Source organism: Streptomyces genisteinicus, assembly GCF_014489615.1.
Taxonomy (GTDB): Bacteria; Actinomycetota; Actinomycetes; order Streptomycetales; family Streptomycetaceae; genus Streptomyces; species Streptomyces genisteinicus.
In genome coordinates this window covers 6,280,399-6,304,055 of sequence record NZ_CP060825.1, presented here as the reverse complement: position 1 = coordinate 6,304,055, position 23,657 = coordinate 6,280,399, and the positions used below count along the sequence as shown (strand labels likewise).

Sequence of the window (23,657 nt, the reverse complement as noted above, 5' to 3'; positions counted from 1 at the left end):
GGCGTGCCGCTGCCGACGAGAAGGTCTGGATCAGATCGCGCCGTACGGAAGGTGCGGGTTCAGCGGGGGTCGGGGAGCTTGAGGCTGATCACGAGCACGGTCATCGAGAAGCACACCAGCAGGACGAGAACGAGCACGGCCGCCGACACCGTCGACAGCGAGCCGGCCAGGGAGACGTAGAGGGTTCCGCCGACGGTCGCGCCCAGCGCGGTCGCCATCTGCTGGCTGGTCACCAGCACACCGCTGCCCATGCCGGCCTGTGCGGAGGGGACGTCGGCGAGGATCATCCGGAACAGGGTCGGGCCGATCAGCGCCGCACCCGCGCCGAAGAGGCCGATCCCGACGAGCACGAGCACCAGGGAGGGGTGCGGCCAGCCGAACCAGAGCACCAGCGCCAGCAGCGCCAGGCTCGCGCCCTGGACGGCGGTGCCCAGTGTGACGATCCGGCCGCCGAGAGCCGCCGCGATCTTCGGGGTGAACTGCACCACCACGAAGAACGCCACGGCGAACGGCGCCATCGCCGCACCGGAGGCGAGCCCGCCGAAGCCGAAGTGCCCCTGTGCGACCAGCGCGTAGACGAACAGGAAGGCACCGAAGCCGGCCGAGAACGGCACCATCGCCGCCAGCCCTCTGCGCATCCCCGGATGGGACAGCACCGACGGGGACAGCAGCGGTGAGCCGCCCCGCGCCTCCAGGCGGCGTTCGACCCGCGTCAGCGCCAGCGCCCCCACCGCGGCGACCACGAGCAGCGACCACAGCCACAGCGGCCAGCCCAGGCCGGGGCCGGCCACCACCACGGCCAGGACGCAGACCATGGTGACACCGAACAGCACGGTGCCCAGCGGGTCGAAGCCCGGCTTCGTGCCGGCCCTGGTCGCGGGGACCCGCCGGACGGCGAGCAGCGCGGCCGCTCCGATGGGCACATTGATCACGAAGACCGTCCGCCAGCCCATCCCGGCGACGTCCAGCGAGACCAGCAGCCCGCCCAGGATCTGTCCGATGACCATGCCCACGCCCGCGGTCGCGCCGTACATGCCGATCGCACGGGCACGCGCCTGGCCGGCGGTGACCGCCTGGATCGTCGCCAGCACCTGCGGTACGAGCATGGCCGCGGCGGCGCCCTGCAGCAGCCGGGACGCGACGAGGAACTCGACGGTCGGGGCGAGTGCGCACAGTGCCGAGGTGACGGTGAACGCGGCGAGCCCGTAGGCGTACAGGCGACGCCTGCCGAAGGCGTCGCCCAGCCGTCCGCCCAGTACCAGGCCGAGGGCGTAGGTGAGGCCGTAGCCGGACACCACGAGCTCCAGTGCGGCGGGGCCGCCGTCGAGGTCGTCACTGATCGAGTTCAGCGCCACGTTGACGATGGAGGCGTCCACGATGGACAGGACGTATCCGGTGAGCACCACCACGAGGGCGATGCCGGTGAGCCCCCCGGCGGCCGGTTCCGGGCCGGCCGGGAGTCGCGGTGTCGCGGCGGGCTCCTTGAGAGGGGGGAGACCTTCGCGTCTCGTCATGCGCTGCCTACCAGACCTTCGTGGGGAGACGGTTGAGGGAGGTGCGGGGTGCCGGCGTCACTCGGTGGTGGTGGGCGTGCCGGTGATCTTCGACAGGATTCCCTTGGAGGCGTCCCTCGCGGACTCCGGCCAGGGGGTCAGGGAGTTGAACCCGCGGGGCGAGGAGGCGGGCTGGATGCGGGTGTCCATCGACATCCGCATGCCCGCGGGGTCCACCGAGACGTTCGGGATGGACTTGTGGCACATGAAGGCGTGGAAGAGGATCACGTCGCCCGGTTCCATGGGCGAGAACAGCAGCTGCTCGTCCGCGCCGAACTCCTCGGCCGGGATGCCGCGGACGGCGTGGCCGAAGCGGCGGAAGTTCTCGGTGACGACGTGCTCGCGCGGGCCCTTCTTGTGGCTGCCGTCGGCGACCGCGACGCCGCCCGTGCCGCGGTTCGTCGGGATCAGCGGCATCCAGGCCGTGCGGAAGTCCTTGTTCGGCCCTATGTAGAAGCCGTCCTGGTGGAGCGGCGTCAGGAAGCTCGGCTCCGCGGAGCCTGCGGCGGAGGGGTAGTAGCGGATGGTCGTCGACTTGAAGACGAAGACGGGCTCACCGAAGACCTGCTCCCAGACCTTGAGGGTCGAGGGGTGGTTCCACAGGTCGTCGTACCGTACGTAGTCGTGCATCGCCACCTCGTCGACCGCCTCGAAGGAGTCGATGGCGAGGGTGTCGAGCGTGGTGCCGGGGGCGGCGTGACCGAGTGCGATCAGGCCCTCGAGCATCTGCTCGGCAGCGGTCCGCACGAGGTCACGGTCCAGAGCACCGCGCAGATAGACGTAGCCGTGCTCGTCGTAGAAGCGGTCGAGAGCCTCGCGGTCGTCGAGAAGAGGCGTGCAGTCGACGTAGTCGGTGAAAGTGTCCGTCATGGTTCTCTCTCCTCGTCCTCTGTCCTCGTGACGTCTGTGTGTGTGGGGGAAGGAACGCCGGACAACGATGTGTCGTCCCTCGCGCGGTGCCACTCAGAAGGAGACGGGGATCTCGTCGAACCCGCCGGTGATCCGGTGTTCCTGCCAGCGCAGCGACTCCTCGGGTACCGCGAGCCGGAGGTCGGGCAGTCTGCGGAACAGCCGCTCGAACACGGCGGTCAGCTCGATCCGGGCCAGTACGCGGCCGATGCAGTGCCGGGTGCCGTGCCCGAACGCCATGTGCGACCTGGGCTTGACCCGGGCCAGGTCGAGCACGTCGCTGTCGGGATACGCACGGCTGTCGATGTTGGCCGCGCCGATGGCCAGCAGCACCGCGTCCCCGGTCCGGATCGCCGTCCCGCCGACGGTGATGTCGCTGTGCGCGTAGCGGGGTATCAGGGCGTTGGATCCCTTGCCGCCGACGGCCAGCCGCATGATCTCCTCGACCGCGGCCGGCGCGAGTTCGGGCTTCTCGGCCAGCAGGGCGCGCTGGTCCGGATTGCGCAGCATCAGCAGGACGCCCATGTCGATGCGCACGATCGTGGTCTCGTAGCCGAACAGCAGTACGGCGCACCCCAGTTGGGCGATGTACTCGTCGGAGAGCGAGCCGTCCTTCTCGGCTATCAGCTCGGAGAGGATGTCGTCGCCCGGCTCGGTCCGCTTCCGTGCCACCAGCTCCGTCATGTAGTCGACCACCTGCTGGAAGGTGCTCACCGAGTGCAGGCTGTCGGCCTGGTCGAACGTGCCTCTCGCCCAGAGTCCGATCCGCTCCCGGTCGTCCAGCGGCACGCCGAGCAGATCGCAGACCACCATGGTCGGCAGCGGAAAGGACAGTGCGCGGTGCAGGTCGACCGGTGGAGAACTGGCGGCCAACTCGTCGAGCAGCTCGTCCACATGGCGCTCGATCCGGGTCTTCATCAGGCGCATCCGGCGCGTGGAGAACCGCGGCACCAGCAGCTCGCGCATCTGCGGATGGTCGGTGGCCTCGGTGCCGTAGTCGTCCCCGGCCATCAGCGCCATCATGGTGAGCCTGGCCGTGTTCTTGGAAGCCCGCTCCGGCTTCGGGTCGCTGAGACCGAGCCGGCGGTCGGAGAGCAGTGCCTTGACCTCGGCGTAGCGGGTGACCAGCCAGGCATCCTCACCGGCGGCCCGCACCCTGGTGATCGGCCCCTCCTGCTGCAGTGCGCGCATCTGGGGCGCGATGCCGAGTATGGAGGGGTTGTCGAACGGTAACGTCGGAAGTTCCGTCATGCAGTCCGTCCTCGTGGCGTCGTGCAGGGGATTCGTCGGGCACCTGGGCACGCCGACGGCATCGGTGGCGTCGGGTGCGCTGCGCGCCGGTCGACAGGCGCTCCGAAGCGGCGGCCGCCGTTCCGGCGGACGACCGTGGGTGACGTGCGGGTGGTGCGGACGCCGGGTCGGCGAGGCCTACAGGGACGACCCGACGAGCAGTGCCAGATCGATGAGGCGGTTGGAGTAGCCCCACTCGTTGTCGTACCAGCCGACGACCTTGACCTGCGGGCCCGACACCCGGGTGAGCCCGGCGTCGAAGACGCAGGAGGCCGGGTCGCCCACGATGTCGGTGCTGACCAACGGCGCGTCCACAGCGGACAGCAGGCCCTTGTACGGTCCCGACGCCGCCGCCGCGTAGGCCTCGTTCACCTCGTCCACGGTGGTGCCGCGGCGGGTGGTGACCGTGAGGTCGGTGACCGAGCCGGTGGGGACGGGCACGCGCAGGGCGAAGGCGTCCAGGCGGCCGTCGAGTTCCGGCAGGACGAGGCCGATGGCCTTCGCGGCGCCGCTGGAGGTGGGCACGATGTTCAGGCCCGCGGCCCTGGCCCTGCGCAGGTCCTTGTGCGGGGCGTCCTGGAGGTTCTGGTCCTGCGTGTAGGCGTGGACCGTGGTCATCATGCCGGAATCGATGCCGACCGCGTCGTGCAGCACCTTGGCCAGTACGGCGAGGCAGTTGGTGGTGCAGGAGGCGTTGGAGATGATGGTGTGGCGCTCGGGGTCGTAGGCACCGTCGTTGACGCCCAGCACCACCGTGATGTCCTCGCCGCTGGCCGGGGCGGCGATGATGACCTTCTTCGCGCCGCCCTCGACGTGCGAGCGCGCCCGCGCGGCGTCGGTGAAGACGCCGGTGGACTCGATCACGATGTCCACTCCCAACTCGCCCCAGGGCAGGGCGCCGGGGTCGCGCTCGGCGAGGACCTTGACCGTCCGGTCACCCACGCGGATCGCGCCCGGCTCGGCGGTGACCTCTTCGGGGAAGCGCCCCAGGATCGAGTCGTACGCGAGCAGGTGGGCCATCGTGGGCACGTCACCCAGGTCGTTGACGGCGACGATCTCCAGCTCCGAACTCCGCGCGGCCGCCGCACGGAAGACGTTGCGGCCGATGCGCCCGAAGCCGTTGATACCGATTCGCACAGTCATTGGTGTGTTCCTCACCTAGCGCTCTACAAGTCCGTTGACGCGCCGTTGCGCCCAGGTGCACATGCACACCGTGCGCCTGGGCGAGGCACCGGCACGCAATCGATCAGGAGCTTATATAAGTCTGGGATATATTTCCAGGGTGACATCTACTCAGCGTGCCGACACCGACACCGACTTGGACGTCGGTGACTTCGCCAGGGCGATCGAGAACTTCAACCGCTACTACATCCGGCTTGCCATGGTGCAGAAGCTGTCGTTCACGACGCTGTCCGTGCTGGACACGCTGGCCGTCAGCGGTCCGAAGCGGCTGACCGACCTCGTCAGGACCGAGCAGATGAGCCAGCCGGGGCTCACCCAGCTGGTCACCCGCCTCGAGCGCGACGGCCTCGTGGAACGCCGCCCCGACCCGGCGGACGGACGCGCCGCCCTCGTCCACATCACCGACAGGGGGCGGGAGATCGGCCAGGCCCGGCTCGAGGACCGCTGCCGTCACCTGCGCCCGCTCATCGCCCAGCTGACCCCCGGGGAGCGGCAGGCCATCGCCGCGGCCCTCCCCGCCCTGACCCGCCTGGCGGAACTGGGCAACCAGGCCGGCCGGTAGGGCCTGCTCCCCCGCCCAGGGTGCCGCCCCGCCGCCCTTCCACTCCGTCCGGTTCGGCCCTGCAGGAGCGTTCTCCCGGGGGCCGGTGCGAGCACGGCGTCCTCGGCCGTCACCGGCCCCTGCGCCTGTGCCTGCGCGACGGTCCCCGTGATCCGCTGAGCCGCAGAGCCACTGATCGGCTGCCCCGCCGACGGTCCGTCGTGAGCGCGACCATCCCCCACGCCGTCCTCGCGGTCCGGGACGATCCGCCTCCCGCCTGCCGGGCGTCACACCACCGGTTCCGGCTCCGCTCCCCCGTGCCCGAAGGCCGCCGCACCTGTCGGCGTACGGACTCGTCCCGCCCGGCCCCGGACGCGCGGCGGCCGGACAGCCGTGGCCGTCCGCCCTTACGGGGCCGGCGACCGGGACCGGACAGCCGGCTCCGCACGGAACCGCGTTCCCCGGGGCCCGGTGAACGGCCGCCGCACGGAGCCGCGTCCCCCTGCGGCCGGCGTGTGCGCCGGCCGCAGGGGGACGCGGGGAGCTGCGTGTCGGCGGCCGCGGCCGCCGACACGCAGGCCAGTCAGCCCGTCAGTCCAGGTCCTCCTTCTTCGTGACGCACAGCGCCCAGATGATGAAGCCGGAGATCGCGATCGCGACGACCGACCACACCGGGTAGTACGGCAGCGAGAGGAAGTTGGCGAGGATGATGAACCCGGCGACGGCGACGCCTGCGATGCGCGCCCAGAGCGCCGCCGAGAAGAGGCCGGCGCCGACCAGGACGGCGGCGATCCCCAGGAAGAGATGGATCCAGCCCCAGCCCGTGAGGTCGAACTGGAAGACGTAGTCGGGTGTGGTGACGAAGACCTCGTCCTCGGCGATCGCCATGATGCCGCGGAAGATGTCGAGCACTCCGACGATCATGAGCATGACGGCGCCGAACACCGTCAGGCCCGCTGCCCACTCCTGCTTCGCCGTGGACGTGCGAGGCGTCCGTGCGGTCTGCGACGACGTGTGAGCGGTGTGCGGGGTGTGTGCTGTGGCCATCGTGCTTCCTGCCTTTCTCTCCTGCGCCGGTGGTCGGATGTCCGTCCCGCGCAAGTGGTCAGACGCCGGCGGCGCCGGAGCCGGTGCCCGCGGCCGGTGTGCCGCCGGCCGGGGCGCGGCCGCCGCTGAGGACCAGTTCCTTGGCCCGGCGGAACTCCTCGTCCGAGAGTGCTCCCCGGTCGCGGATCTCCGCCAGTCGGGCGAGTTCGTCGACGCTGCTGCCTGCGGCGGGGGCTCCCGCCGTCTCGCGCACGTAGTCGTCGAAGGCCTTCTGCCGGGCACGCACGTGGGCGGCGTCCCGGGCTCCCATGCCCTTGCCGCGGGCGATGACGTAGACGAAGACCCCGACGAAGGGCAGCAGGACCACGAAGAGCAGCCAGCCCGTCTTGCCCCAGCCGCTCAGGGAGTCGTCGCGGAAGACGTCGCCGATGATCCGGAAGAGCAGGACGAACCACATGACCCACAGGAAGAACCACAGCATGGTCCAGAACATGCTCAGCAACGGGAAGTCGTAGGCGAGGTGCGTGCTCATCGTGCTCCTCCGTTCCGGCGGGACCGGATGTCCGGGGGTGTCCCGCTCTCAGCGTGCGCACGCCACACGGTCCGGGCCTCACCCGGCACGGGTGAGACGGGACGCCCCCGGCCCGGGGTGGCCGGGGCGTCAGGGGCCGGCACCGTGACCCGCCCCGGCGGCGGCCGGGGCCCGCCCCCGGGCCTCCGCCAGCACGGCCAGCAGCGCGAGGACGGCCAGGACGACGCAGAGCACCAGGGCGACCGCGGCGACGGTGGGGTGGTTCCACAGCAGCAGCGTCAGGACGGCCGCGGCGAGAACGGCTCCGGTGGTCCACGGCCGGTGGGCGTGCAGCCACCGTCCGCTCGGGCCGGTGCGGACCCCGCCGCGTTCGAGGGCGCGCCCGGCGGCCGCGGCGGAGCGTCCGGCCAGGGACCGCACCGCGCGGGCGGTCCGCCCGGGTCCGTACAGGTACGCGGCGAGCGCGGTGATCACGGCGACGACGAGCAGGGTGCGGGTGCTGTCCCGCAGGAAGCGGACGAAGGTGTCGTAGATCGCCGCGGCGGCGTCCGGGGGCACCGACGAGGCGGGCACGGCGTCCAGGTAGACGCGCCGCACGACGGCGAGCCCGACCAGCAGCACGACCATCGCCACGCCGGTGCCCGCGGCCGTGACGAGCAGCATCGTCCGGTGGGCGGGCGCGGTCCACACGGCGAGGGCGGCGACCGCGACCGTCAGCACGGGCAGCCAGGTGCCCATCACGTCCAGCACCCGCACGGCGGCCTGGGCCTCGGACAGCTTCTCGGTCTCGAAGAGGGTGATCTGCCGGTCGGGGGCGGGGATCGCCGCGGCCTTCTCGAACCCGGCGTCGGCGAGCCGTTCCGTGACCTCGTCGACCACGGGGCCGAGGTCCAGCCGCACGGTGTCGCCCTGCGTGCTGAGGGCGCCCCCGTCGCCGCCGGTGAGCATGGCGACGACCGCGGCGTGGGCCCGCCTGTTGGCCGTCTCCCAGACGGCGGCGAAGACGTCGCCCGTCACGACGCGGTCCACGACGCCGTGCACCACGTTCGTCACCGCCGCGCTCAGCGGACCGGCGAGCGCCTGCGAGCGGTCGACGACCGCCGGGGGCGCCCCCGCGTCGGCGAGCGCGCCGCTCAGGGCGGCGGTGACCGCCTCGACGTCGACGTTCTCCACGACGCGTCCGGTCAGCCGGTCGGTGACGGCCGCCTGCACCGCCGGGTCCGACGCGAGCGGAGCGACGGTCTGCACGTAGCGGCCGGTGTCGGAGACCTCGCTGTCCACCCAGGCGGCGACGACCGCCAGCGGCGACAGCAGCAGGGCGACGACGAGCAGCAGGGACGCGCCGGTCCAGCGGGCCCTGCGGTGGTGGACGGCGGCGGCGCCCCGGAGCCTGCGGTACTCGGCGTGCTCCTCCGGTGTGAGCACGACGCCGTCGGTGCCGTCCGGGCCGCCCGGGGCGGCGGGACCGGGGTGCTGGTTCGGGAGCATGGCGTCTCCTCGGCCTTCCTGCCCGCCGGGCGGGCGGCCGGTCCCCGGCCGGGGACCGGCCGTCCCGGCGCGCGTCCTCCCCGGTGGCCCCCGTGGCTCGCCCGCCCGTCCCCCGCGTGTCCCCGTACCGCGGCCGGCCCTGCGACTCCCGCCCCGGCGCCCCGGCGCGTCAGCCGGCGGGCGGGACCGCCGCCGCCCGGCGGGAGGCGGCCCGCCAGGCGAGGGCGAGGCCCAGCTCGACCAGGCCGAGGAGGATCAGCCACAGGCCCAGCAGCCGGATCAGGAAGAGCGCCGACTCGGCGGGCAGGGCCAGCACCACGATCCCGGCGACGATGCCGAGCGCGCCCGCGCCGACGACGAAGCCCCGGTGGGGCAGACGGTCGGCGGCAAGGGCCGTGTAGAGGGTGAGCATGCCGGTGACCAGCCAGACCAGTCCGACGATCAGCGAGAGCGCGGTGACGGTCTGCAGGGGGTGCCGCAGGCAGAGCACCCCGGCCAGCACGTACACCACCGCCATCAGCAGCCCCGGGGTCCGCTGGCCGCGTTCCTGTGCGAAGGCGGCGACGAAGCGGAAGCCGCCGGCCACCAGCAGGTAGAGGCCGGTCACCACACCGAGCACGTGCAGGGTGCCGTCGGGCCAGGCGAGGATCATGACGCCCGGTACGAGCGAGACCAGTGCCGATCCCAGCAGCCAGGTCCACGATGCGCCGACCCTGCCCAGCAGTTCGCCGGGCGGGGCGGCCTCCGCCGTCCCGCCGGCCCGTGTGTCCCGGCCGGCCGCCGGCCCGGCGTCACGCGATGCGGTCATGGCTCCTCCTCACGTGATGTCGCCCGGTTGCCGGCGGGGCCGCCGGCGGGACGGCACGGCGGCCACCCTCTGGAAGCGTGCCCCGCGGCCGGCGCGTCCGGATCACCCGCGACGGGTGATCCGGGTCTGCCGGGCGGGACGGGGCGGCGGGGCAGGACGGGGTGGTGGGGCGTGTCTGCCGGGCGGGACGGGGCGGCGGGGCGTGTCGGCAGGCCGGGCCGCCCGTGCGGGCCGGAACCGGGCGGGGGCGGGCAGGAACAGGGCCCGGGGCGGGCCGCCGGGGCCGGATCGCTCACTCCGGCAGTCTGCGCATCTCGGCCAGCCGCAGCCCCAGCGCCTGGAAGCGCGCGAGCAGCCCGTAGACGTGGGCCTCGTCGAGGACCTGCCCGTAGAGGACGGTCTGCCCGGCCATGACGACGTGCTCCAGCTCCGGGAAGCCCTTGGCCAGGGTCTCCGAGATGTCTCCGTCGATGCGGAACTCGTAGCGCATGGGCCGTTCCTCCCACTGCTCTCCCTCCGGGCCGGCGTCCCCCAGTCCTCGATCGTCCGCCGCCCGACCGGTCGCCGCCTCACCCCGCGCAGGTGACCCGGCCCCCGGCGCGTACCGGCCCGTCACGGGTGATCGGGCGTACCGGGGCGTGCTTCCGCCGCTTCGCCGCCCTGCCCGGAGCGGCCGGCCGGCAGTCTTCCGGTGACCAGGAAGCTCGCCAGCGTGATGCCCCCGGCCGCGAGGATGCCCGCCCGCAGGCCGTCGAGCTGGGCCGACGCGTAGGAGTCGGTGAGCGCGTCCACCTCGTCCGGTGGCAGCCCGGCGCGCTCGGCCGCAGCGCGCACCTGGCCGGTGGGGACGAAGGCGACTCCCGCCTCCAGCGCGACACCGGTCGCCTGCCGGGCCTGCTCCGAGATCCGCGGGTCGTCCTCGACCCGTGTGGTGAAGGCCGTGGCCAGGGCTCCGACGAGGAGGGACCCGATGAAGGCCGTGCCGAGCGCGGAGCCCAGGTTCTGGGCGGTGAACTGCAGCCCGCCCACCTCGCTGCGCTCGCCTTCACCCGCGCCGGACTGCACGACGCCGCCGAGCTGCGAGGCGAGCAGCCCCATTCCGGCGCCGAGCAGGCCCATGGCGCCCAGGAACGGCCCGTCGTCGATCACCGGGTCGATGGCGGCCAGCAGCCACACCACCGAGGCGAGGAGCGTCAGCAGGGCGAAGCGGACCACCCGGCGCGGGCCCGCCCGCCGCCCGAGGCGGGCGCCGGCCAGGGAGGCGGCGAGCATGGTGACGGAGACGGGCAGCAGCCTCAGCCCGGTCTCGAAGGCGTCGAAACCCTGCACGACCTGGAGGTAGAGGGGGATGGCGAAGAACAGGCCCAGCAGGATGAGGTTCTGGTTCAGCAGCGTCGTCAGCCCCGCGCGCAGGGCCGGCCTGCCCAGCAGGGAGAGATGCACCAGGGGGTCCGCGCCCCGGGCCTCGCGGCGCCGTTCCCAGGACCGGAAGGCCGCCAGGACGACGGCTCCGGCGGCGATCACGAAGAGGGTCGGGGCGAAGCCCAGGACGGTGAACGGGGCGTTCCGGGGCTCCACCCAGCCCCAGGTGCCGCTCTGGAGTACGCCGAGCACCCCGAGCCCCAGACCGGCGGCGGAGAGCACGGCGCCCACCGCGTCCAGGCGGGGGGCGCGGCCGGCCGGCGGCCGTTCCGCGATCGCCCCGCGGAAGGCGAGCACGGCAAGCACGACGACGACCTCGCCGACGAACACCAGCCGCCAGGTGAGGTAGGTCGTCGTCCAGCCGCCCAGCAGCGGGCCGACGGCGATACCGGCCCCGGCCAGTCCGCCGATCACCCCGTAGGCGACCGTGCGGTCCCGGCCGCGGTAGGACTCGGCCACCAGGGCCGCCATGTTCGGCAGCACCAGGGCGGCGCCGATCCCCTCGACGACGGACCAGCCGAGGGCCAGGACGCCGAGCGTGGGCGCCGCCGCCGTCACCGCGGAGCCCGTGCCGTACACGGCCATGCCGGTGAGGAAGACGCGGCGGCGGCCGAAGATGTCCCCGAGCCGGCCACCGGTGATCATGAACGCGGCCATGACCAGGGCGTACAGCGTGATGACGGCCTGGATGGCGGTCACCTCGGTGTCGAAGTCCTCGACCAGGCGGCTGATGGACACGTTCATGACCGAGGTGTCCAGCACCATCAGGAACTGCGCCGTCCCGAGCACGATCAGCGCGTGCCACCGTCTCACCGAGTCCACCTCGCCGTGCGTCGCGGGGACCCGCCCGTGTCCGGGCGCGGCCCGGTCCTGCCGCCCATGGCATCAGGTCCGGGGGCCGTCCGCCTCACCCTCCGGGGGCGAGACGCGCACCGGGCCGGGCCCCCGGCGTCCGGGACCGCCCCGAGCCGCCGCACACCCCGCCGACCCACGACCCCCGAGCCGCCGCACACCCCGCCGACCCACACTCCGAGCCGCCGCCGCACCGCCCTGCCGCCGCACGCCCCGTTCCCGGCCGTCGCAGCGGGGCGTCCCGTACCGCTCCCGCCTCAGAGCAGCCGCAGGTCGCGGGCCCGGCGGACCGCTTCGGCCCGCCGGCCGACCCCGAGCTTGCGGTAGACGCTCTTGAGGTGGGTCTTCACGGTGTTCACGGACACGTGGAGGTCCTCGGCGATCTCCTGCGTGGAGAGCATCCGGGCGAGCCGTTCCAGCACCTCGCGTTCGCGCCCGCTCAGCCTCTCCGCGACGAGCGGTGCCGGCGGCCGCTCGGCGGCGGGGCGGCTCACGGCCCGCGCGCCGGTGCCGGCGGGCGCGGTCAGCCAGCCCTCGGCGAGGCCGTGGAGCCGGGGGCTGTTCCGGAGCAGGGGCCGGATCCAGGGGCCGGCCTCCAGGAACGGGCGCCGCAGCTGCTCGCGCCGGGCGTCGAGCAGGGCCTGGGCCACCAGCCGGCGGGCGGCGCCGGTGTCACCGGCCCGGTGGGCGGCCTGGGCCCGCACCAGCGCGATGCGCACGGTCACGGCGGGACCCTGCCGCTCCGCCCGGGGCAGGTGCTCGATCAGCTCCCGTGCCTCGTCCGCCCGGCCCGCCACCAGCAGCGCCCTCGCCGTCTCGACCGCGCAGGCCGTCCGGTCGCGCGGGGCGTCCTGGAGGGCCGTGAGGGCCTGGTCCGCCCTGCCCCGGGCGAGGTGGGCGGCGGCGGTCACCAGGGCGGCGTGCTCCTCGGCCCAGGGCGAGGGCACGGCGGCGGGGACGGCCGGCACCCGCGCGCCGTGCACGTCGCCCCGGGCGAGCCGCAGGCGTCCCCGTACGACGGCCTCGAATGCGGCGGTCACGGGGTCGCCGGCGGGCGCGGGCTCGTCCGCGGTGGCGTCGAGGAGGTCCTCGGCGCGGTCGAGTTCGTCGCGTTCGACGCTCACGGCGGCGAGGACCAGCCGCCCCGCGAGGGGGCCGGACCCCGCGGGCAGCCCCTGGCGCTCCGCCTCCCCGGCCGCCGCGAGCGCCTTGTGCCGGGCCCGGTCGTTCCAGCCCGTCAGATGGTCGACGAGGGCGAGCATGCCGAGCGCCTCCAGCCGCGGCAGGGCGGTCGCGGCCGACGGCGGGCAGGCGACGACGGGCGTCAGGGCCGCCCGCGCGGCGTCGAAGCGGCCGGCCCACAGGCGGGCGGAGCCCAGATGGGTCAGGAGCAGGGCGCTCAGTTCCGGGTGCGCGTCGAGCAGCTGCGCCGGCACCTCCCGCCACACCTCCTCCGCCGTCCGCACCGCCTGCTCGGCGGCGTCCGGCGAACCGGTCAGCCGTGCGGCGAGCGCCTCCAGCAGCGCGCAGCCGAGGAGGGCGGCCGGCCTCCGGTCCCCGCCGTCGGCGAGCAGAGTCCCCTCCGCGCGCCGCAGACGGGCCAGGCCGTGGGCGACGTCGCGGCGCGACAGGTCGAGGGCGGCCCGGACGAGCTCCGGGGCGGCACCGGCTGCCCGCGGGTCCATGCCCGCGAAGAGGCCGGAGAGGTGCTGGGCCCGCAGGCCGGTGAAGAGCTGCCCGAGCGCGAGGTCGTCGACGAGGGCGCCGGCCGTGAACTCCCAGTCGCCGGCGGCCGCGCCCTGGGCGAGCGCTTCGGCGAGCGCGCCGGACCGGTGCAGCCAGCGCGCCGCCCGGCGCCTCAGTTCCGGTTCCAGGCCGGGGCGGCGTTCGCGCAGGTGGACCCGGAGGATCTCCGCGAACAGCGGGTGCAGGCTGTACCAGGAGTGGTCGAGGTGCTGGACGAAGGCGTTCTCCCGGTGCAGGGCGGCGAGGGCGGCCTCGGCGTCGGTGCGCAGCGTCAGGGCGTTCACGAGCTCGGGGCGGAACCGGTCGAGGACGCTGACCCGGAGGAGGAGTTCCTGCCGCTCGGGCGGCTGTCCGTCGAGCACCTCGGCGAGCAGGAAGTCGGCGACGGTGCTGCGGCCGGCCTCGAACTCCTTCAGATAGGACTCGGCGTCGGGACGCTGCCGGGCGGCCAGGGCGCAGAGCCGGATTCCGGCCGCCCATCCCCCCGTGCGGCGGACCAGGCCGTCCACGGTGCTGCCGGGCAGGGACAGCCCGTGCAGGGTGAGGAGTTCACCGGCCTCGGCCTCGGTGAAGGCGAGGTCGGCGTTGCGGATCTCCGCCATCTCGCCGGAGGCCCGGTACCGGTGCATGGGCAGCAGCGGCTCGCTGCGGGTGACCAGCACGAGCCGCAGCCCGGGGCCGGCGTTGTGCAGGACGAAGCCGAGCTGCTCCGCGATCTCGGGGGCGGTCACCCGGTCGAACTCGTCGAGCACCAGGACGACGGGACGCTCCCGGTCGGCGAGCGCGATCGCGAGCCGGGCGAGCAGCCCGCGGTCCACCCGGCCGGCTTCCGCGGGACAGCGGACACCCGGCACGGCGGTGCCGTCTGCGCCGCGCAGGGCCTCCCGCAGGTACGCCCAGAACATGCCGGGCGCCCGGTCCGCGGCGTCGCACGTCATCCAGGCGACCGGGAGGCCGAGACCGGCGGCCCAGTCGGCGACGAGCAGTGTCTTGCCCGCCCCCGCCGAGCCGTTGACGACGGTCAGCGGGACCGTGGACGCCTCGTCGAGGGCGTGGACCAGGCGCTGCCTGCGCAGGAAGGTCGCGGGCACGGTGGGCAGGGAGAGCCGGGCCCGCAGGAACGGCGCGCCGGAGGGGTCCGTACCCGTACGGACGCGCCTCGACCCGGCGTCTTCACGCACCGCCACGACGGTCACCACCACTGGTCGTTCCGGTGGCCGTGGGCGGCCGCGCCGCCCACACGTCTGCCATTATCCGCCTCGCGCCGGGCGGTGTCCCGTCACGCTGCGTGCGGGGGCGCGCCGGTCCGGGGCGCGGCCCGGCGGCGCCGGCGCCCGTCATGTCCCGTCCGAGGAGAAGTGCTGGTAGTCGGGGGGCGACCAGGCGCCGCCCCACTCCCAGCCGGCCTCCTCGATCGCCGTGGTGACGGCGTCGCCCGCGACGAGCATCCCCTCGGCGGGCGGCTCGCGGTCGAGGGCGGCGCGGGCGGACGGCGGATGGACGGCGCCCGAGCGGTCGACGTAGGGGTTCTCCCGCGGGTTGACGTCGACGGCGTCGCCGTACGAGTGGCGTGAGAGGTGTTCCTCGTCCCCGGTCACCCTGCGGCAGTTGTAGGCGGACGTGTTGTCGTCGGCCATGGCCCGGCGGTCGTCGCCGTCGTAGTGGGACATCGCGCGCATCCGGCGGATCGGGAACCGGTCGTCGAAGGCGGCCCCGAAGATGCGGAGGACGGGGCGGACGGCGTCCTCGTGGACGATCATCTCGCCGCGGTGGACGCGGCCGTCGAACCCCCAGTGGTTCATCGTGATCAGCCGCAGCCGCTCGGCCGGCACCGGGCAGCCGGGGCGGTGGGCGGCGCCGAGGAGGGCGGGCGGCGCCTCGCTCACGGTGGCGGCGAGGCGGGGCTGCTCCCCTGCTGCCGCGCCGAGCGGCAGCAGGCCGGACAGCAGCCCGAGGACGAGGGCGGGCGCGGTGCGCCTGAGAGCGCTCAGCACCTGTTCAGGCTAGGTGCGGGCCCGGGACCCGGCAACGCGGCCGGCCGGGCGGGGGCCCCGCGGCCCGCCGCGCGGCGGGTGCGCGGCGGGTACGCGGCGGGCTCCGGCACGGTGTGCCGGGGCCCGCCGCCGTGGCGGACGGACGTCACGCGGGGGCGCGCCGGGTGCGGCCGCTCATCAGCGCCAGGTACAGGAGCAGGGAGGCCGCGAGGCCGACCGCCCAGCCGTAGTCGGCGAGCGGGCGGAGGAAGGGGATCAGCCCGTCCTCGGGGAAGGGTCCCTTGCCGGGGGCGGAGTGGGAGCCGCCGACGGCGAGGACGCCTCCGACGGCGAACGCGGCCACCGCGCGCAGGTTCCAGCCGCCGGTGTACCAGTAGGGCCCGGCGGGCGTGTAGAGCCCGGGGAGGTCGAGGACGGTGCGGCGGACGAGCCAGTAGTCGGCGATGAGGATGCCCGCGACCGTGCCGAGGAGCCCGCCGACGACTCCGAGCCAGGTGAAGATGTACAGCTCGGGTGTCTCGGTGAGCTTCCACGGCATGATGACGACGCCGACGACGCCGGTGATCAGCGCGCCGGTGCGGAAGGTGATCCGTTTCGGCGCCAGGTTGGCCAGGTCGTAGGCGGGCGAGACGACGTTGGCCGCGATGTTCACGGAGATCGTCGCGACGAGCACGGTGACCAGGGCGAACAGCAGGCCGAAGACGTTGTCGGTCTTGGCGGCGAGTTCGACCGGGTCCCAGACGGCCGCGCCGTAGACCGCCTGGGAGCCGGAGGTGACGAACACCGAGAGCAGCGCGAAGAGGGTCATCGTCGTCGGCAGGCCCAGTGTCTGGCCCCAGATCTGTGCCCGCTGGCCCGCGCCGAAGCGGGTGAAGTCCGGGATGTTCAGCGAGAGGGTGGACCAGAAGGCGATCATGCCCATCAGGGCGGGGAAGAAGACGGGCCAGAAGTCGGCGCCCCAGCCCAGCCGGGACGGCTGGTCGAGCAGCGGGCCGAAGCCGCCGGCCTTGACCGCGATCCAGACGAGCAGCACCAGCGCGCCGACGATGACGAACGGGGCGGCCCAGTTCTCGAAGCGGCGCAGCGCCTCCATCCCCCGGTAGATGATGGCGAGTTCGATGGCCCAGAAGAGGACGAAGCAGAGCCACAGCGTCCAGGGCTGGCCGCCGACCTCGGCGGCCTCGGCCCAGCCGCCGAAGATCTTGCCCAGCAGCACGAAGATGCCCTGGCCGCCGATCCAGGTCTGGATGCCGAACCAGGCGCAGGCGACCCCGGCCCGGATCATGGCCGGCAGGTTGGCGCCGCGCAGGCCGAAGGAGGCGCGGGCGAGGACGGGGAACGGGATGCCGTAGCGGGGACCCGCGTGGCCGGTCAGCAGCATCGGCGCGAGGACGATGACGTTGGCCAGCGCGATGGTGAGGACGGCCTGCTTCCAGTCCATGCCGAGGGCGACGAGCCCGGACGCCAGCAGCCAGGAGGGGATGTTGTGGGCCATGCCGACCCACAGCGCCGCGAAGTTGTAGGTGGTCCACCGGCGTTCGGCGACGGGGACGGGCAGCAGGTCGTCGTTGACGAAGCGGCCGTCCGGCAGGCGGGTGCCCGGCGGGAGTTCGACACGTCCCGCCGGGTCGGGTATCGGTCCTTCGGAGGGCACGGGCGGGACGGTCGTCGTCATACGGGGTCCCTTCGGCGAAGCGTCATCTGGTGAGGGCGGGGATGATCTCGGCGCCGTAGGCGTCGATCGTCGCCTCCTTCGCGTCGTGCATGTCGTAGACGGCGAACTGGTCGACGCCCAGGTCCTTCAGGTGGCGGAGCTTCTCGATGTGCGCCTCGGCCGGGCCCAGGAGGCAGAAGCGGTCGACGATCTCGTCGGGGACGAAGTCCGTCGACGGGTTCCCGGCGCGGCCGTGGTGGCTGTAGTCGTAGCCGTGCCGTTCCTTGATGTAGGCGGTGAGCGCCTCGGGGACCATCTCCGAGTGCTCGCCGTAGCGGGAGACGAGGTCGGCGACGTGGTTGCCGACCATGCCGCCGAACCAGCGGCACTGGTCCCGGGCGTGGGCGAGGTCGTCGCCGACGTACGCGGGGGCCGCGACGCAGATCGTGACCGACGCCGGGTCGCGGCCCGCGTCCGAGGCCGCGGTCCGCACCGCCTTGATCATCCACTCGGTCAGGTAGGGGTCGGCGAGCTGGAGGATGAAGCCGTCGGCCTTCTGCCCCGCGAGCGCCAGCGCCCTGGGCCCGTACGCCGCCATCCAGACGGGCAGCTTCCCGTCCCGCACCCACGGCAGCCGCAGCGGCTGCCCGTCCACCTCGGCCTCGCGGCCCTCGGCGAGGTCCCGGATGACACCGATCGCCTCGCCGAGGCGGGCGAGGGTGTTGGGCTTGCGGCCGGCGACCCGCATCGCGGAGTCGCCGCGCCCGATGCCGCAGACCGTCCGGTTGCCGTACATGTCGTTGAGGGTCGCGAAGGTCGAGGCGGTCACCTCCCACGTGCGGGTGCCGGGGTTGGTGACCATGGGCCCGACGATCAGCCTCTCGGTGTGCTCCAGGATGCGGCTGTAGACGACGAACGGCTCCTGCCACAGCACGGCGGAGTCGAAGGTCCAGCCGTAGCGGAAGCCGTTCCGCTCCGCGCGGCGCATCAGTCCGACGACCTCGGACGCGGGCGGATCGGTCTGCAGGACGAGTCCGAAGTCCACGCGAATACCTCCTAGTTCAGGTACTGACAGGTGGAGCGGGGGGTGTACAGGCCGTGTCCGGCGCGGCCCGTCCAGGTGCGCCGGTCGACGACGACCCGGCCGCGCGACAGCACGGTCTCGACCTGGCCGGTGACGGTGCGGCCCTCGTACGCCGAGTAGTCCACGTTCATGTGGTGGGTCTCGGCGGAGAGGGTCTGGACCGCGTGCGGGTCGTAGACGACCACGTCGGCGTCGGCGCCGGGCGCGAGGGTGCCCTTCTTGGGGTACAGGCCGAACATCCGGGCCGGGGCGGCACAGGCGATGTCGATCCAGCGGCGCCGGGTGATGTGCCCGTCGACGACCGCCTGATGGAGGAGGTCCATCCGGTTCTCCACGCCCGGCAGCCCGTTGGGGATCTTCGAGAAGTCCCCGCGGCCGAGGTCCTTCTGGCCGGTGAAGCAGAACGGGCAGTGGTCGGTGGAGACCACCTGGAGGTCGTCGGTGCGCAGGCCGCGCCAGAGCGCGGCCTGGTGCTCCCTGGGCCGCAGCGGGGTGGAGCAGACGTACTTGGCCCCTTCGAAGTCCGGCTCGGCCAGGTTGTCGGTGGACAGGAACAGGTACTGGGGGCAGGTCTCGCCGAAGACGGGCAGGCCCTTGTCGCGGGCGGCGGCCAGTTCGGCGACGGCCTCCTCGGCGGAGACGTGCACCACGTAGAGCGGCGCGCCGGCGACCCGGGCGAGCTGGATCGCGCGGTGGGTGGCCTCCGCCTCCAGCAGCACCTTGCGGACCTCGCCGTGGTGGCGGGGATCGGTCTCGCCGCGGGCGAGGGCCTGTTCGACGAGGACGTCGATGGCGATCCCGTTCTCCGCGTGCATCATGATCAGTCCGCCGTTGGACGCGGACCGCTGCATGGCGCGCAGGATCTGCCCGTCGTCGCTGTAGAAGACGCCGGGATACGCCATGAACAGCTTGAAGGAGGTGACGCCCTCCTCCACCAGGAGGTCCATCTCCTTCAGGGAGGACTCGTTCACGTCTGAGAGGATCATGTGGAACGCGTAGTCGATCGCGCAGTTGCCGTCGGCCTTGGCGTACCAGGCGTCCAGTCCCTCGCGCAGCGCGCGCCCGCGCGTCTGCACGGCGAAGTCGACGATGGTGGTGGTGCCGCCCCAGGCCGCGGCCCGGGTGCCGGTCTCGAAGGTGTCGGAGGCGAAGGTGCCGCCGAACGGCAGCTCCATGTGGGTGTGGGCGTCGACGCCGCCCGGGAGGACGTACTTGCCGGTGGCGTCGATGACGCGGTCGGCGGTCCAGCCCTCGGCGACGGTGGTGCCGTGGGCGGCCAGCGCGGCGATCCGGCCGTCGTCGATCAGGACGTCGGCGTGGACCTCGTCGGCGGCGGTGACGACGAGACCGCCGCGGATCAGGGTGCGGTTGCTCATGGTCTCCCCCTAGATGGAGCGCAGGGCGTGTTCCAGGAGGGACGCGCCCTCTTCGGCCTCGGCGACGGTCAGGGACAGCGGCGGGGCGATGCGCAGCACGCTGGTGCTGTGGCCGCCGCCCTTGCCGATCAGCAGGCCGCCCTCGCGCGCTGCTTCGAGGACCTTGCCCGCGGCCTTGGGGTCGGCCTCGTCGGTGCCGGGCTTCACGAGTTCGACGCCGATCATCAGGCCGCGCCCGCGGACCTCCCGCACGGCGGGGACGGCGGCGCCGATGGCGCGGAGCCGTTCGAGGAGGAGTCCGCCGACCCGGCGGGCGTTGCCCTGGAGGTCGTGCTCCAGCAGGTACCCGAGGTTCGCCAGTCCGGCGGCCATGGTGACGGGCGAGCCGCCGAAGGTGGAGATGGAGTTGGCGTCCAGGCAGTTCATGATCTCGGCGCGGGCGACGACGCCGCCGATCGACATGCCGTTGCCGATGCCCTTGGCGAAGGTGAGCATGTCCGGCGGGCCGTTCTCCGCGTGGGCCTGCCAGCCCCAGAAGTGTTCGCCGGTGCGGCCCCAGCCGGTCTGCACCTCGTCGGAGATCCACAGGATGCCGTGGCGGTCCAGGACCTCGCGGAAGGCCGCGTAGAGCCCGTCGGGCGGGGAGGTGAACCCGCCGACGCCCTGCACCGGTTCGGCGATCAGCGCCGCGGCGTCCCGGGTGTGGCCGAGCAGGTCCTCCAGGTCGGCGACGCACGCCGCGGTGAAGCGGGCGTCGTCGAGACCGGCGTAGGGGCCGCGCGTGCGCACGCCGCCGTGCACGTAGAGCGTCTGGAGCGGCGACAGGCTGGTGGGGGACCACGCCTGGTTCCCGGTCACGGACACCGCGGAGAAGGAGCGCCCGTGGTAGCTGTTGCGCATCGCGAGGATCTGGTTGGAGCGGCGGTACGCGGTGGCCAGCAGCAGGGCCGTGTCGTTCGCCTCGGTGCCGGAGGTGGTGAAGAAGACCCGGGCGTCGGGGATGCCGGAGAGCGCGGCGATCCGTTCGGCGAGCTCCACCATGGGGCGGTTCAGGTAGAGCGTCGAGGAGTGGATGATCCGACCGGCCTGTTCGGCGACGGCCTTGGTCACCTCGGGCAGGGCGTGGGCGGTCATGGTGGTGAGGATGCCGCCGAAGAAGTCCAGGTAGCGGTTGCCGTCGGCGTCCCAGACGTGACGGCCCTCGCCGTGGGTGATCTCGAGCGGCCGGCCGTAGTAGAGGGCGAGCCATTCGGGCAGGACGGCCTTGTGGCGGGCGTGGAGGTCGGTCACGGCTGGACGAGCCCTTCGTAGGCGTCGGGGCGGCGGTCGCGGTAGAAGGCCCACTGCTGCCGCACGGTCTCGATCAGGTCGAAGTCGAGGTCGCGGACGAGCAGTTCCTCCTCCTTGTCGCTGGCGACGTCGCCGACGAACTGGCCGCGCGGGTCGACGAAGTAGCTGGTTCCGTAGAAGTCGTTGTCGCCGTACTCCTCGATGCCGACGCGGTTGATGGCCGCCACGTAGTACTCGTTGGCGACGGCAGCCGCCGGCTGCTCCAGCTGCCACAGGTAGGAGGAGAGGCCGCGGTGGGTGGCCGACGGGTTGTAGACGAGCTGGGCGCCGCCGAGGCCGAGCTGGCGCCAGCCCTCGGGAAAGTGCCGGTCGTAGCAGATGTAGACGCCGACGCGGCCGACGGCCGTCTCGAAGACGGGCCAGCCGGCGTTGCCCGGCCTGAAGTAGTACTTCTCCCAGAAGCCCTTGACCTGCGGGATGTGGTGCTTGCGGTACTTGCCGAGGTAGCTGCCGTCGGCGTCGATCACGGCGGCGGTGTTGTAGTAGAACCCGGCGCCCTCGACCTCGAAGACCGGGACCACGATCACCATGCCGGTCTCGCGGGCGAGTTCCTGCATCCTGCGGACGGTGGGGCCGTCCGGGACGGGCTCGGCCCAGCGGTAGTGCTCCGGCTCCTGCACCTGGCAGAAGTACGGGGCGTTGAAGACCTCCTGGAACCCGATGACCTTGGCCCCTTGCCGGGCGGCCTCGCGGGCGTGCTCCTCATGCTTGGCGATCATGGATTCGGTGTCGCCGGTCCAGGTGGCCTGGACCAGGGCGGCGCGGACGACATGGGCCATGAGCTGCTCCTTCGACGGGACGCCAGAGAGCCTCTACGCACGTAGACGCAATACGTAGGAGGAGAAGGTAAGCCGCGTCACACACGGGGGCAAGACCATCGCCGTCAACCCGCAGAGTCGATCATGTTTCGCACTCGCGCGGTCGATTGCGAAATGATTTCCACCCGAAGGGGGCTGCGCGGAGCGGCGCGGGAGGGGGCGGGGCGGGCCGCCCCCCTCGGGGACGGTCCGCCGCCTCGGGGACCGTCAGCCGGCGAGGTGGCCCGCGACGCGGAGAGCGTGGATCAGATCGCGTTCGCGGGACGGGGAGACGGCTCGGGCGGCCGCCAGCAGCCGCGGGACGAGGCGGAACGGATCGCGTTCGGCGACCCGGGCCGTCTCCTCCGCGCTGCGCACCTCGACGTAGGCCGCGAGCAGCGCGCCGGCCCGGGGCGCCATGCCCTCGTCCTCCAGTGCCATCACGGTGTCGGCGATCTCCCCGGCGGGACGGGCGACGCCTTGCCGGAGCAGCAGGCGGCAGTCGTCGTCGCGGCCCGCGAGCGCGAGCGCGTCCGCCGCGGCGGCCACCCGGGCGGCAGGCTGCGAGGCGACCTCCCACAACAGGGTGGCCCGGTCCGCGCCGAGCCCGGAGCGGTCGAGTTCGGCCGCCAGCGCGGGCAGCCAGGTCCCCGGGCGGGCCGCGGCCTCGCAGAGCACGACATGCGCCTCTCCCCCGCGCCCCTCGGCACGCAGGCGGCCGAGGGCGGCCACCGTCTCGCGTGCCGCCTGCACCGCGCCCGCCGGGTCGGGTGCGGGGGCCGCGACCGGGACGCCGTTCACGGGGGCGCCGCCGTAGCGGGCGCCGCGCGGGGTGTCGTCGGCGACGGGCAGGAGGGGGACGGCGACCGGCCCGCCGTCGTCGTCCTCGACACCGGCGAACCGCGCGCCTCCGCGTCTGGGCCGCTTGGCGGCCCTGGCGGCCTCCTTCGCCCGCTTCGCCTCCCGCGCCGGGTCGCCGACCGTGGTGCCCACCGCGCCGACGGCACCCCGCGGGGCGGCGGGCTCCCGGGCGGGGGCGGGGGCGGGCGCCTGGGCCTGGGCGGCGGCGGGGTGCCGTGCGGCTTCGTGAGGCGCGTGGCTGACGAGGGGCGCGTGGCCTGCCAGGTGTGCGCCGCCTCCGAGGTGTGCGTCGCCCGCGAGGCGCGTCCGGTCGGCGAGGCCCGACGCCGCGAGGCCCTGCGGCGCGGCGGGGTCGTGGGGCGCGGCGGGGTGCCGTGGGGCCGGGCGGTCGGGCTCCCGGGCGGGGCCCGGCGCCTGGCCGGCGTCCGGCAGGACTCCGGCCGGGTGCGGCGCCGCCGCGGCGCCCGCCGGCGCTCGGCGCGCCCCGGCACCCGAGGGAGCGCCGGCGGTGTCCGCGACCACGATGGTGTCCCCCGCCGTGGCCGAACGGCCCGCTCCCGCGGCGTCCCGGCCCGGCGGCCACGCGGGGTCCGGAGGCCGGACGGCGCGCAGGCGGTCCAGGCGGGCGGTGAGTTCGGTGATGCGCGCCATGGCCCTGGCGTGGTCGTCGCGGTTCCAGGCCAGTTCATGGGTGAGGTGTTCGGTCCCGGGGCCGCGTTCGGGCTCCGCCGCGAGCAGCCGCAGCAGTTCCAGCGCCCGGCTCTTCGCGTACGCCTCCTCACGGCGCATCAGTTCGAGCCGCTCCCGCAGCGCCTCGTGCCCGCCTTCCAGCCGGTCGTGCGCCGTCGCCGCGGCCGTGTGGAGGGCGCGGGCGCGGGCCGCCTCCTGTTCCGCGTAGACGGCCCCGGTCGCGGCGGCGAGATCGTGGAGGAGGGACTCGACGACGTCCCAGGGCGGGATCTCGACACCGTCGAGGCAGGCGCGCAGGCCGTCGGGGTCACGCTGCCGGAAGATCGCGTACCAGCCGTCAGTGCGGTCGATCCGGCCGCAGAGCTCCGTGAGGTACTGCGCGAACTCCCCTGCCGCGTAAGGAAGTCGATGCACCGTCATCGCCACCTGCCAGTCGGGGGAACAACCGGAAGGCATTCGACCGCACGCGTGTTACGGCATG

Annotated in this window: 19 protein-coding genes; 1 reads left to right on the top strand and 18 read right to left on the bottom strand. The window is 73.7% G+C overall.

Annotation, left to right across the window (positions count from 1 at the left end; translation table 11 throughout):
• Window positions 1-59: 59 nt before the first annotated feature.
• The 4 genes from IAG43_RS27130 to gap all read right to left on the bottom strand — a co-directional run bounded on the left by IAG43_RS27130 (window position 60) and on the right by gap (window position 4,895).
• Entirely contained in the window at window positions 60-1,514 is a 1,455-nt protein-coding gene (locus tag IAG43_RS27130) for an MFS transporter (protein ID WP_187743303.1), read from the bottom strand.
• A gap of 57 nt (window positions 1,515-1,571) precedes the next feature.
• A complete protein-coding gene (gene ptlH, locus IAG43_RS27125) occupies window positions 1,572-2,423 on the bottom strand; it encodes a 1-deoxypentalenic acid 11-beta-hydroxylase (protein WP_187743302.1) in 852 nt (283 codons plus the stop codon).
• A 93-nt stretch (window positions 2,424-2,516) separates the two neighbouring features.
• A complete protein-coding gene (penM, locus tag IAG43_RS27120; RefSeq protein ID WP_187743301.1) occupies window positions 2,517-3,713 on the bottom strand; it encodes a pentalenolactone synthase in 1,197 nt (398 codons plus the stop codon).
• A gap of 177 nt (window positions 3,714-3,890) precedes the next feature.
• The gene (gene gap, locus IAG43_RS27115) at window positions 3,891-4,895 is read right to left on the bottom strand and encodes a type I glyceraldehyde-3-phosphate dehydrogenase (RefSeq protein WP_187743300.1); all 1,005 of its coding nucleotides are present in this window, start codon (window positions 4,893-4,895) and stop codon (window positions 3,891-3,893) included.
• A 139-nt stretch (window positions 4,896-5,034) separates the two neighbouring features.
• On the opposite strand from gap, the gene IAG43_RS27110 reads away from it, so the two are divergent.
• On the top strand, window positions 5,035-5,496 hold the full coding sequence (locus tag IAG43_RS27110; protein WP_246574578.1) for a MarR family winged helix-turn-helix transcriptional regulator: 462 nt from the start codon (window positions 5,035-5,037) through the stop codon (window positions 5,494-5,496).
• A 570-nt stretch (window positions 5,497-6,066) separates the two neighbouring features.
• On the opposite strand, the gene IAG43_RS27105 is transcribed toward IAG43_RS27110, so the two are convergent.
• The 14 genes from IAG43_RS27105 to IAG43_RS27040 form a co-directional block, all read right to left on the bottom strand.
• The gene (locus IAG43_RS27105) at window positions 6,067-6,522 is read right to left on the bottom strand and encodes a DUF7144 family membrane protein (RefSeq protein ID WP_187743298.1); all 456 of its coding nucleotides are present in this window, start codon (window positions 6,520-6,522) and stop codon (window positions 6,067-6,069) included.
• A 58-nt stretch (window positions 6,523-6,580) separates the two neighbouring features.
• Window positions 6,581-7,054, bottom strand: coding sequence for an SHOCT domain-containing protein (locus IAG43_RS27100; RefSeq protein ID WP_187743297.1), 474 nt, complete (start codon window positions 7,052-7,054; stop codon window positions 6,581-6,583).
• Window positions 7,055-7,183: 129 nt separating this feature from the next.
• The gene (locus tag IAG43_RS27095; RefSeq protein ID WP_187743296.1) at window positions 7,184-8,542 is read right to left on the bottom strand and encodes a hypothetical protein; all 1,359 of its coding nucleotides are present in this window, start codon (window positions 8,540-8,542) and stop codon (window positions 7,184-7,186) included.
• Window positions 8,543-8,711: 169 nt separating this feature from the next.
• Complete coding sequence (locus tag IAG43_RS27090; RefSeq protein WP_187743295.1) at window positions 8,712-9,350, bottom strand: HdeD family acid-resistance protein; 639 nt, start codon at window positions 9,348-9,350, stop codon at window positions 8,712-8,714.
• A 292-nt stretch (window positions 9,351-9,642) separates the two neighbouring features.
• Window positions 9,643-9,840: a hypothetical protein gene (locus tag IAG43_RS27085; protein WP_187743294.1), complete on the bottom strand. Its 198-nt coding sequence runs from the start codon at window positions 9,838-9,840 to the stop codon at window positions 9,643-9,645.
• Between the two features lie 122 nt (window positions 9,841-9,962).
• A complete protein-coding gene (locus tag IAG43_RS27080) occupies window positions 9,963-11,585 on the bottom strand; it encodes an MFS transporter (protein ID WP_187743293.1) in 1,623 nt (540 codons plus the stop codon).
• A 296-nt stretch (window positions 11,586-11,881) separates the two neighbouring features.
• Entirely contained in the window at window positions 11,882-14,557 is a 2,676-nt protein-coding gene (locus IAG43_RS27075) for a winged helix-turn-helix domain-containing protein (protein ID WP_425508623.1), read from the bottom strand.
• A 150-nt stretch (window positions 14,558-14,707) separates the two neighbouring features.
• Window positions 14,708-15,364, bottom strand: a complete 657-nt coding sequence (locus tag IAG43_RS27070; protein WP_246574576.1) for a M15 family metallopeptidase — start codon at window positions 15,362-15,364, stop codon at window positions 14,708-14,710.
• A 145-nt stretch (window positions 15,365-15,509) separates the two neighbouring features.
• Window positions 15,510-17,039, bottom strand: a complete 1,530-nt coding sequence (locus IAG43_RS27065) for an NCS1 family nucleobase:cation symporter-1 (protein ID WP_187743291.1) — start codon at window positions 17,037-17,039, stop codon at window positions 15,510-15,512.
• A gap of 22 nt (window positions 17,040-17,061) precedes the next feature.
• The gene (locus IAG43_RS27060; protein ID WP_187743290.1) at window positions 17,062-18,063 is read right to left on the bottom strand and encodes a TIGR03842 family LLM class F420-dependent oxidoreductase; all 1,002 of its coding nucleotides are present in this window, start codon (window positions 18,061-18,063) and stop codon (window positions 17,062-17,064) included.
• 11 nt (window positions 18,064-18,074) lie between these two features.
• Entirely contained in the window at window positions 18,075-19,478 is a 1,404-nt protein-coding gene (hydA, locus tag IAG43_RS27055) for a dihydropyrimidinase (protein ID WP_187743289.1), read from the bottom strand.
• Window positions 19,479-19,487: 9 nt separating this feature from the next.
• Window positions 19,488-20,768, bottom strand: a complete 1,281-nt coding sequence (locus IAG43_RS27050; protein WP_187743288.1) for an aspartate aminotransferase family protein — start codon at window positions 20,766-20,768, stop codon at window positions 19,488-19,490.
• The gene (locus IAG43_RS27045) at window positions 20,765-21,607 is read right to left on the bottom strand and encodes a nitrilase-related carbon-nitrogen hydrolase (RefSeq protein WP_187743287.1); all 843 of its coding nucleotides are present in this window, start codon (window positions 21,605-21,607) and stop codon (window positions 20,765-20,767) included. Before IAG43_RS27045 ends, IAG43_RS27050 begins: the two co-directional genes overlap by 4 nt.
• A gap of 246 nt (window positions 21,608-21,853) precedes the next feature.
• Window positions 21,854-23,590: a hypothetical protein gene (locus tag IAG43_RS27040; RefSeq protein ID WP_425508622.1), complete on the bottom strand. Its 1,737-nt coding sequence runs from the start codon at window positions 23,588-23,590 to the stop codon at window positions 21,854-21,856.
• Between the last annotated feature and the right edge of the window lie 67 nt (window positions 23,591-23,657).

Coding starts and splice junctions, on each gene's coding strand:
- IAG43_RS27065 (WP_187743291.1), bottom strand. CDS start 17,039: ATGACGACGACCGTCCCGCCCGTGCCCTCCGAAGGACCGATACCCGAC.
- gap (WP_187743300.1), bottom strand. CDS start 4,895: ATGACTGTGCGAATCGGTATCAACGGCTTCGGGCGCATCGGCCGCAAC.
- ptlH (WP_187743302.1), bottom strand. CDS start 2,423: ATGACGGACACTTTCACCGACTACGTCGACTGCACGCCTCTTCTCGAC.
- IAG43_RS27105 (WP_187743298.1), bottom strand. CDS start 6,522: ATGGCCACAGCACACACCCCGCACACCGCTCACACGTCGTCGCAGACC.
- IAG43_RS27130 (WP_187743303.1), bottom strand. CDS start 1,514: ATGACGAGACGCGAAGGTCTCCCCCCTCTCAAGGAGCCCGCCGCGACA.
- IAG43_RS27100 (WP_187743297.1), bottom strand. CDS start 7,054: ATGAGCACGCACCTCGCCTACGACTTCCCGTTGCTGAGCATGTTCTGG.
- penM (WP_187743301.1), bottom strand. CDS start 3,713: ATGACGGAACTTCCGACGTTACCGTTCGACAACCCCTCCATACTCGGC.
- IAG43_RS27095 (WP_187743296.1), bottom strand. CDS start 8,542: ATGCTCCCGAACCAGCACCCCGGTCCCGCCGCCCCGGGCGGCCCGGAC.
- IAG43_RS27090 (WP_187743295.1), bottom strand. CDS start 9,350: ATGACCGCATCGCGTGACGCCGGGCCGGCGGCCGGCCGGGACACACGG.
- hydA (WP_187743289.1), bottom strand. CDS start 19,478: ATGAGCAACCGCACCCTGATCCGCGGCGGTCTCGTCGTCACCGCCGCC.
- IAG43_RS27085 (WP_187743294.1), bottom strand. CDS start 9,840: ATGCGCTACGAGTTCCGCATCGACGGAGACATCTCGGAGACCCTGGCC.
- IAG43_RS27045 (WP_187743287.1), bottom strand. CDS start 21,607: ATGGCCCATGTCGTCCGCGCCGCCCTGGTCCAGGCCACCTGGACCGGC.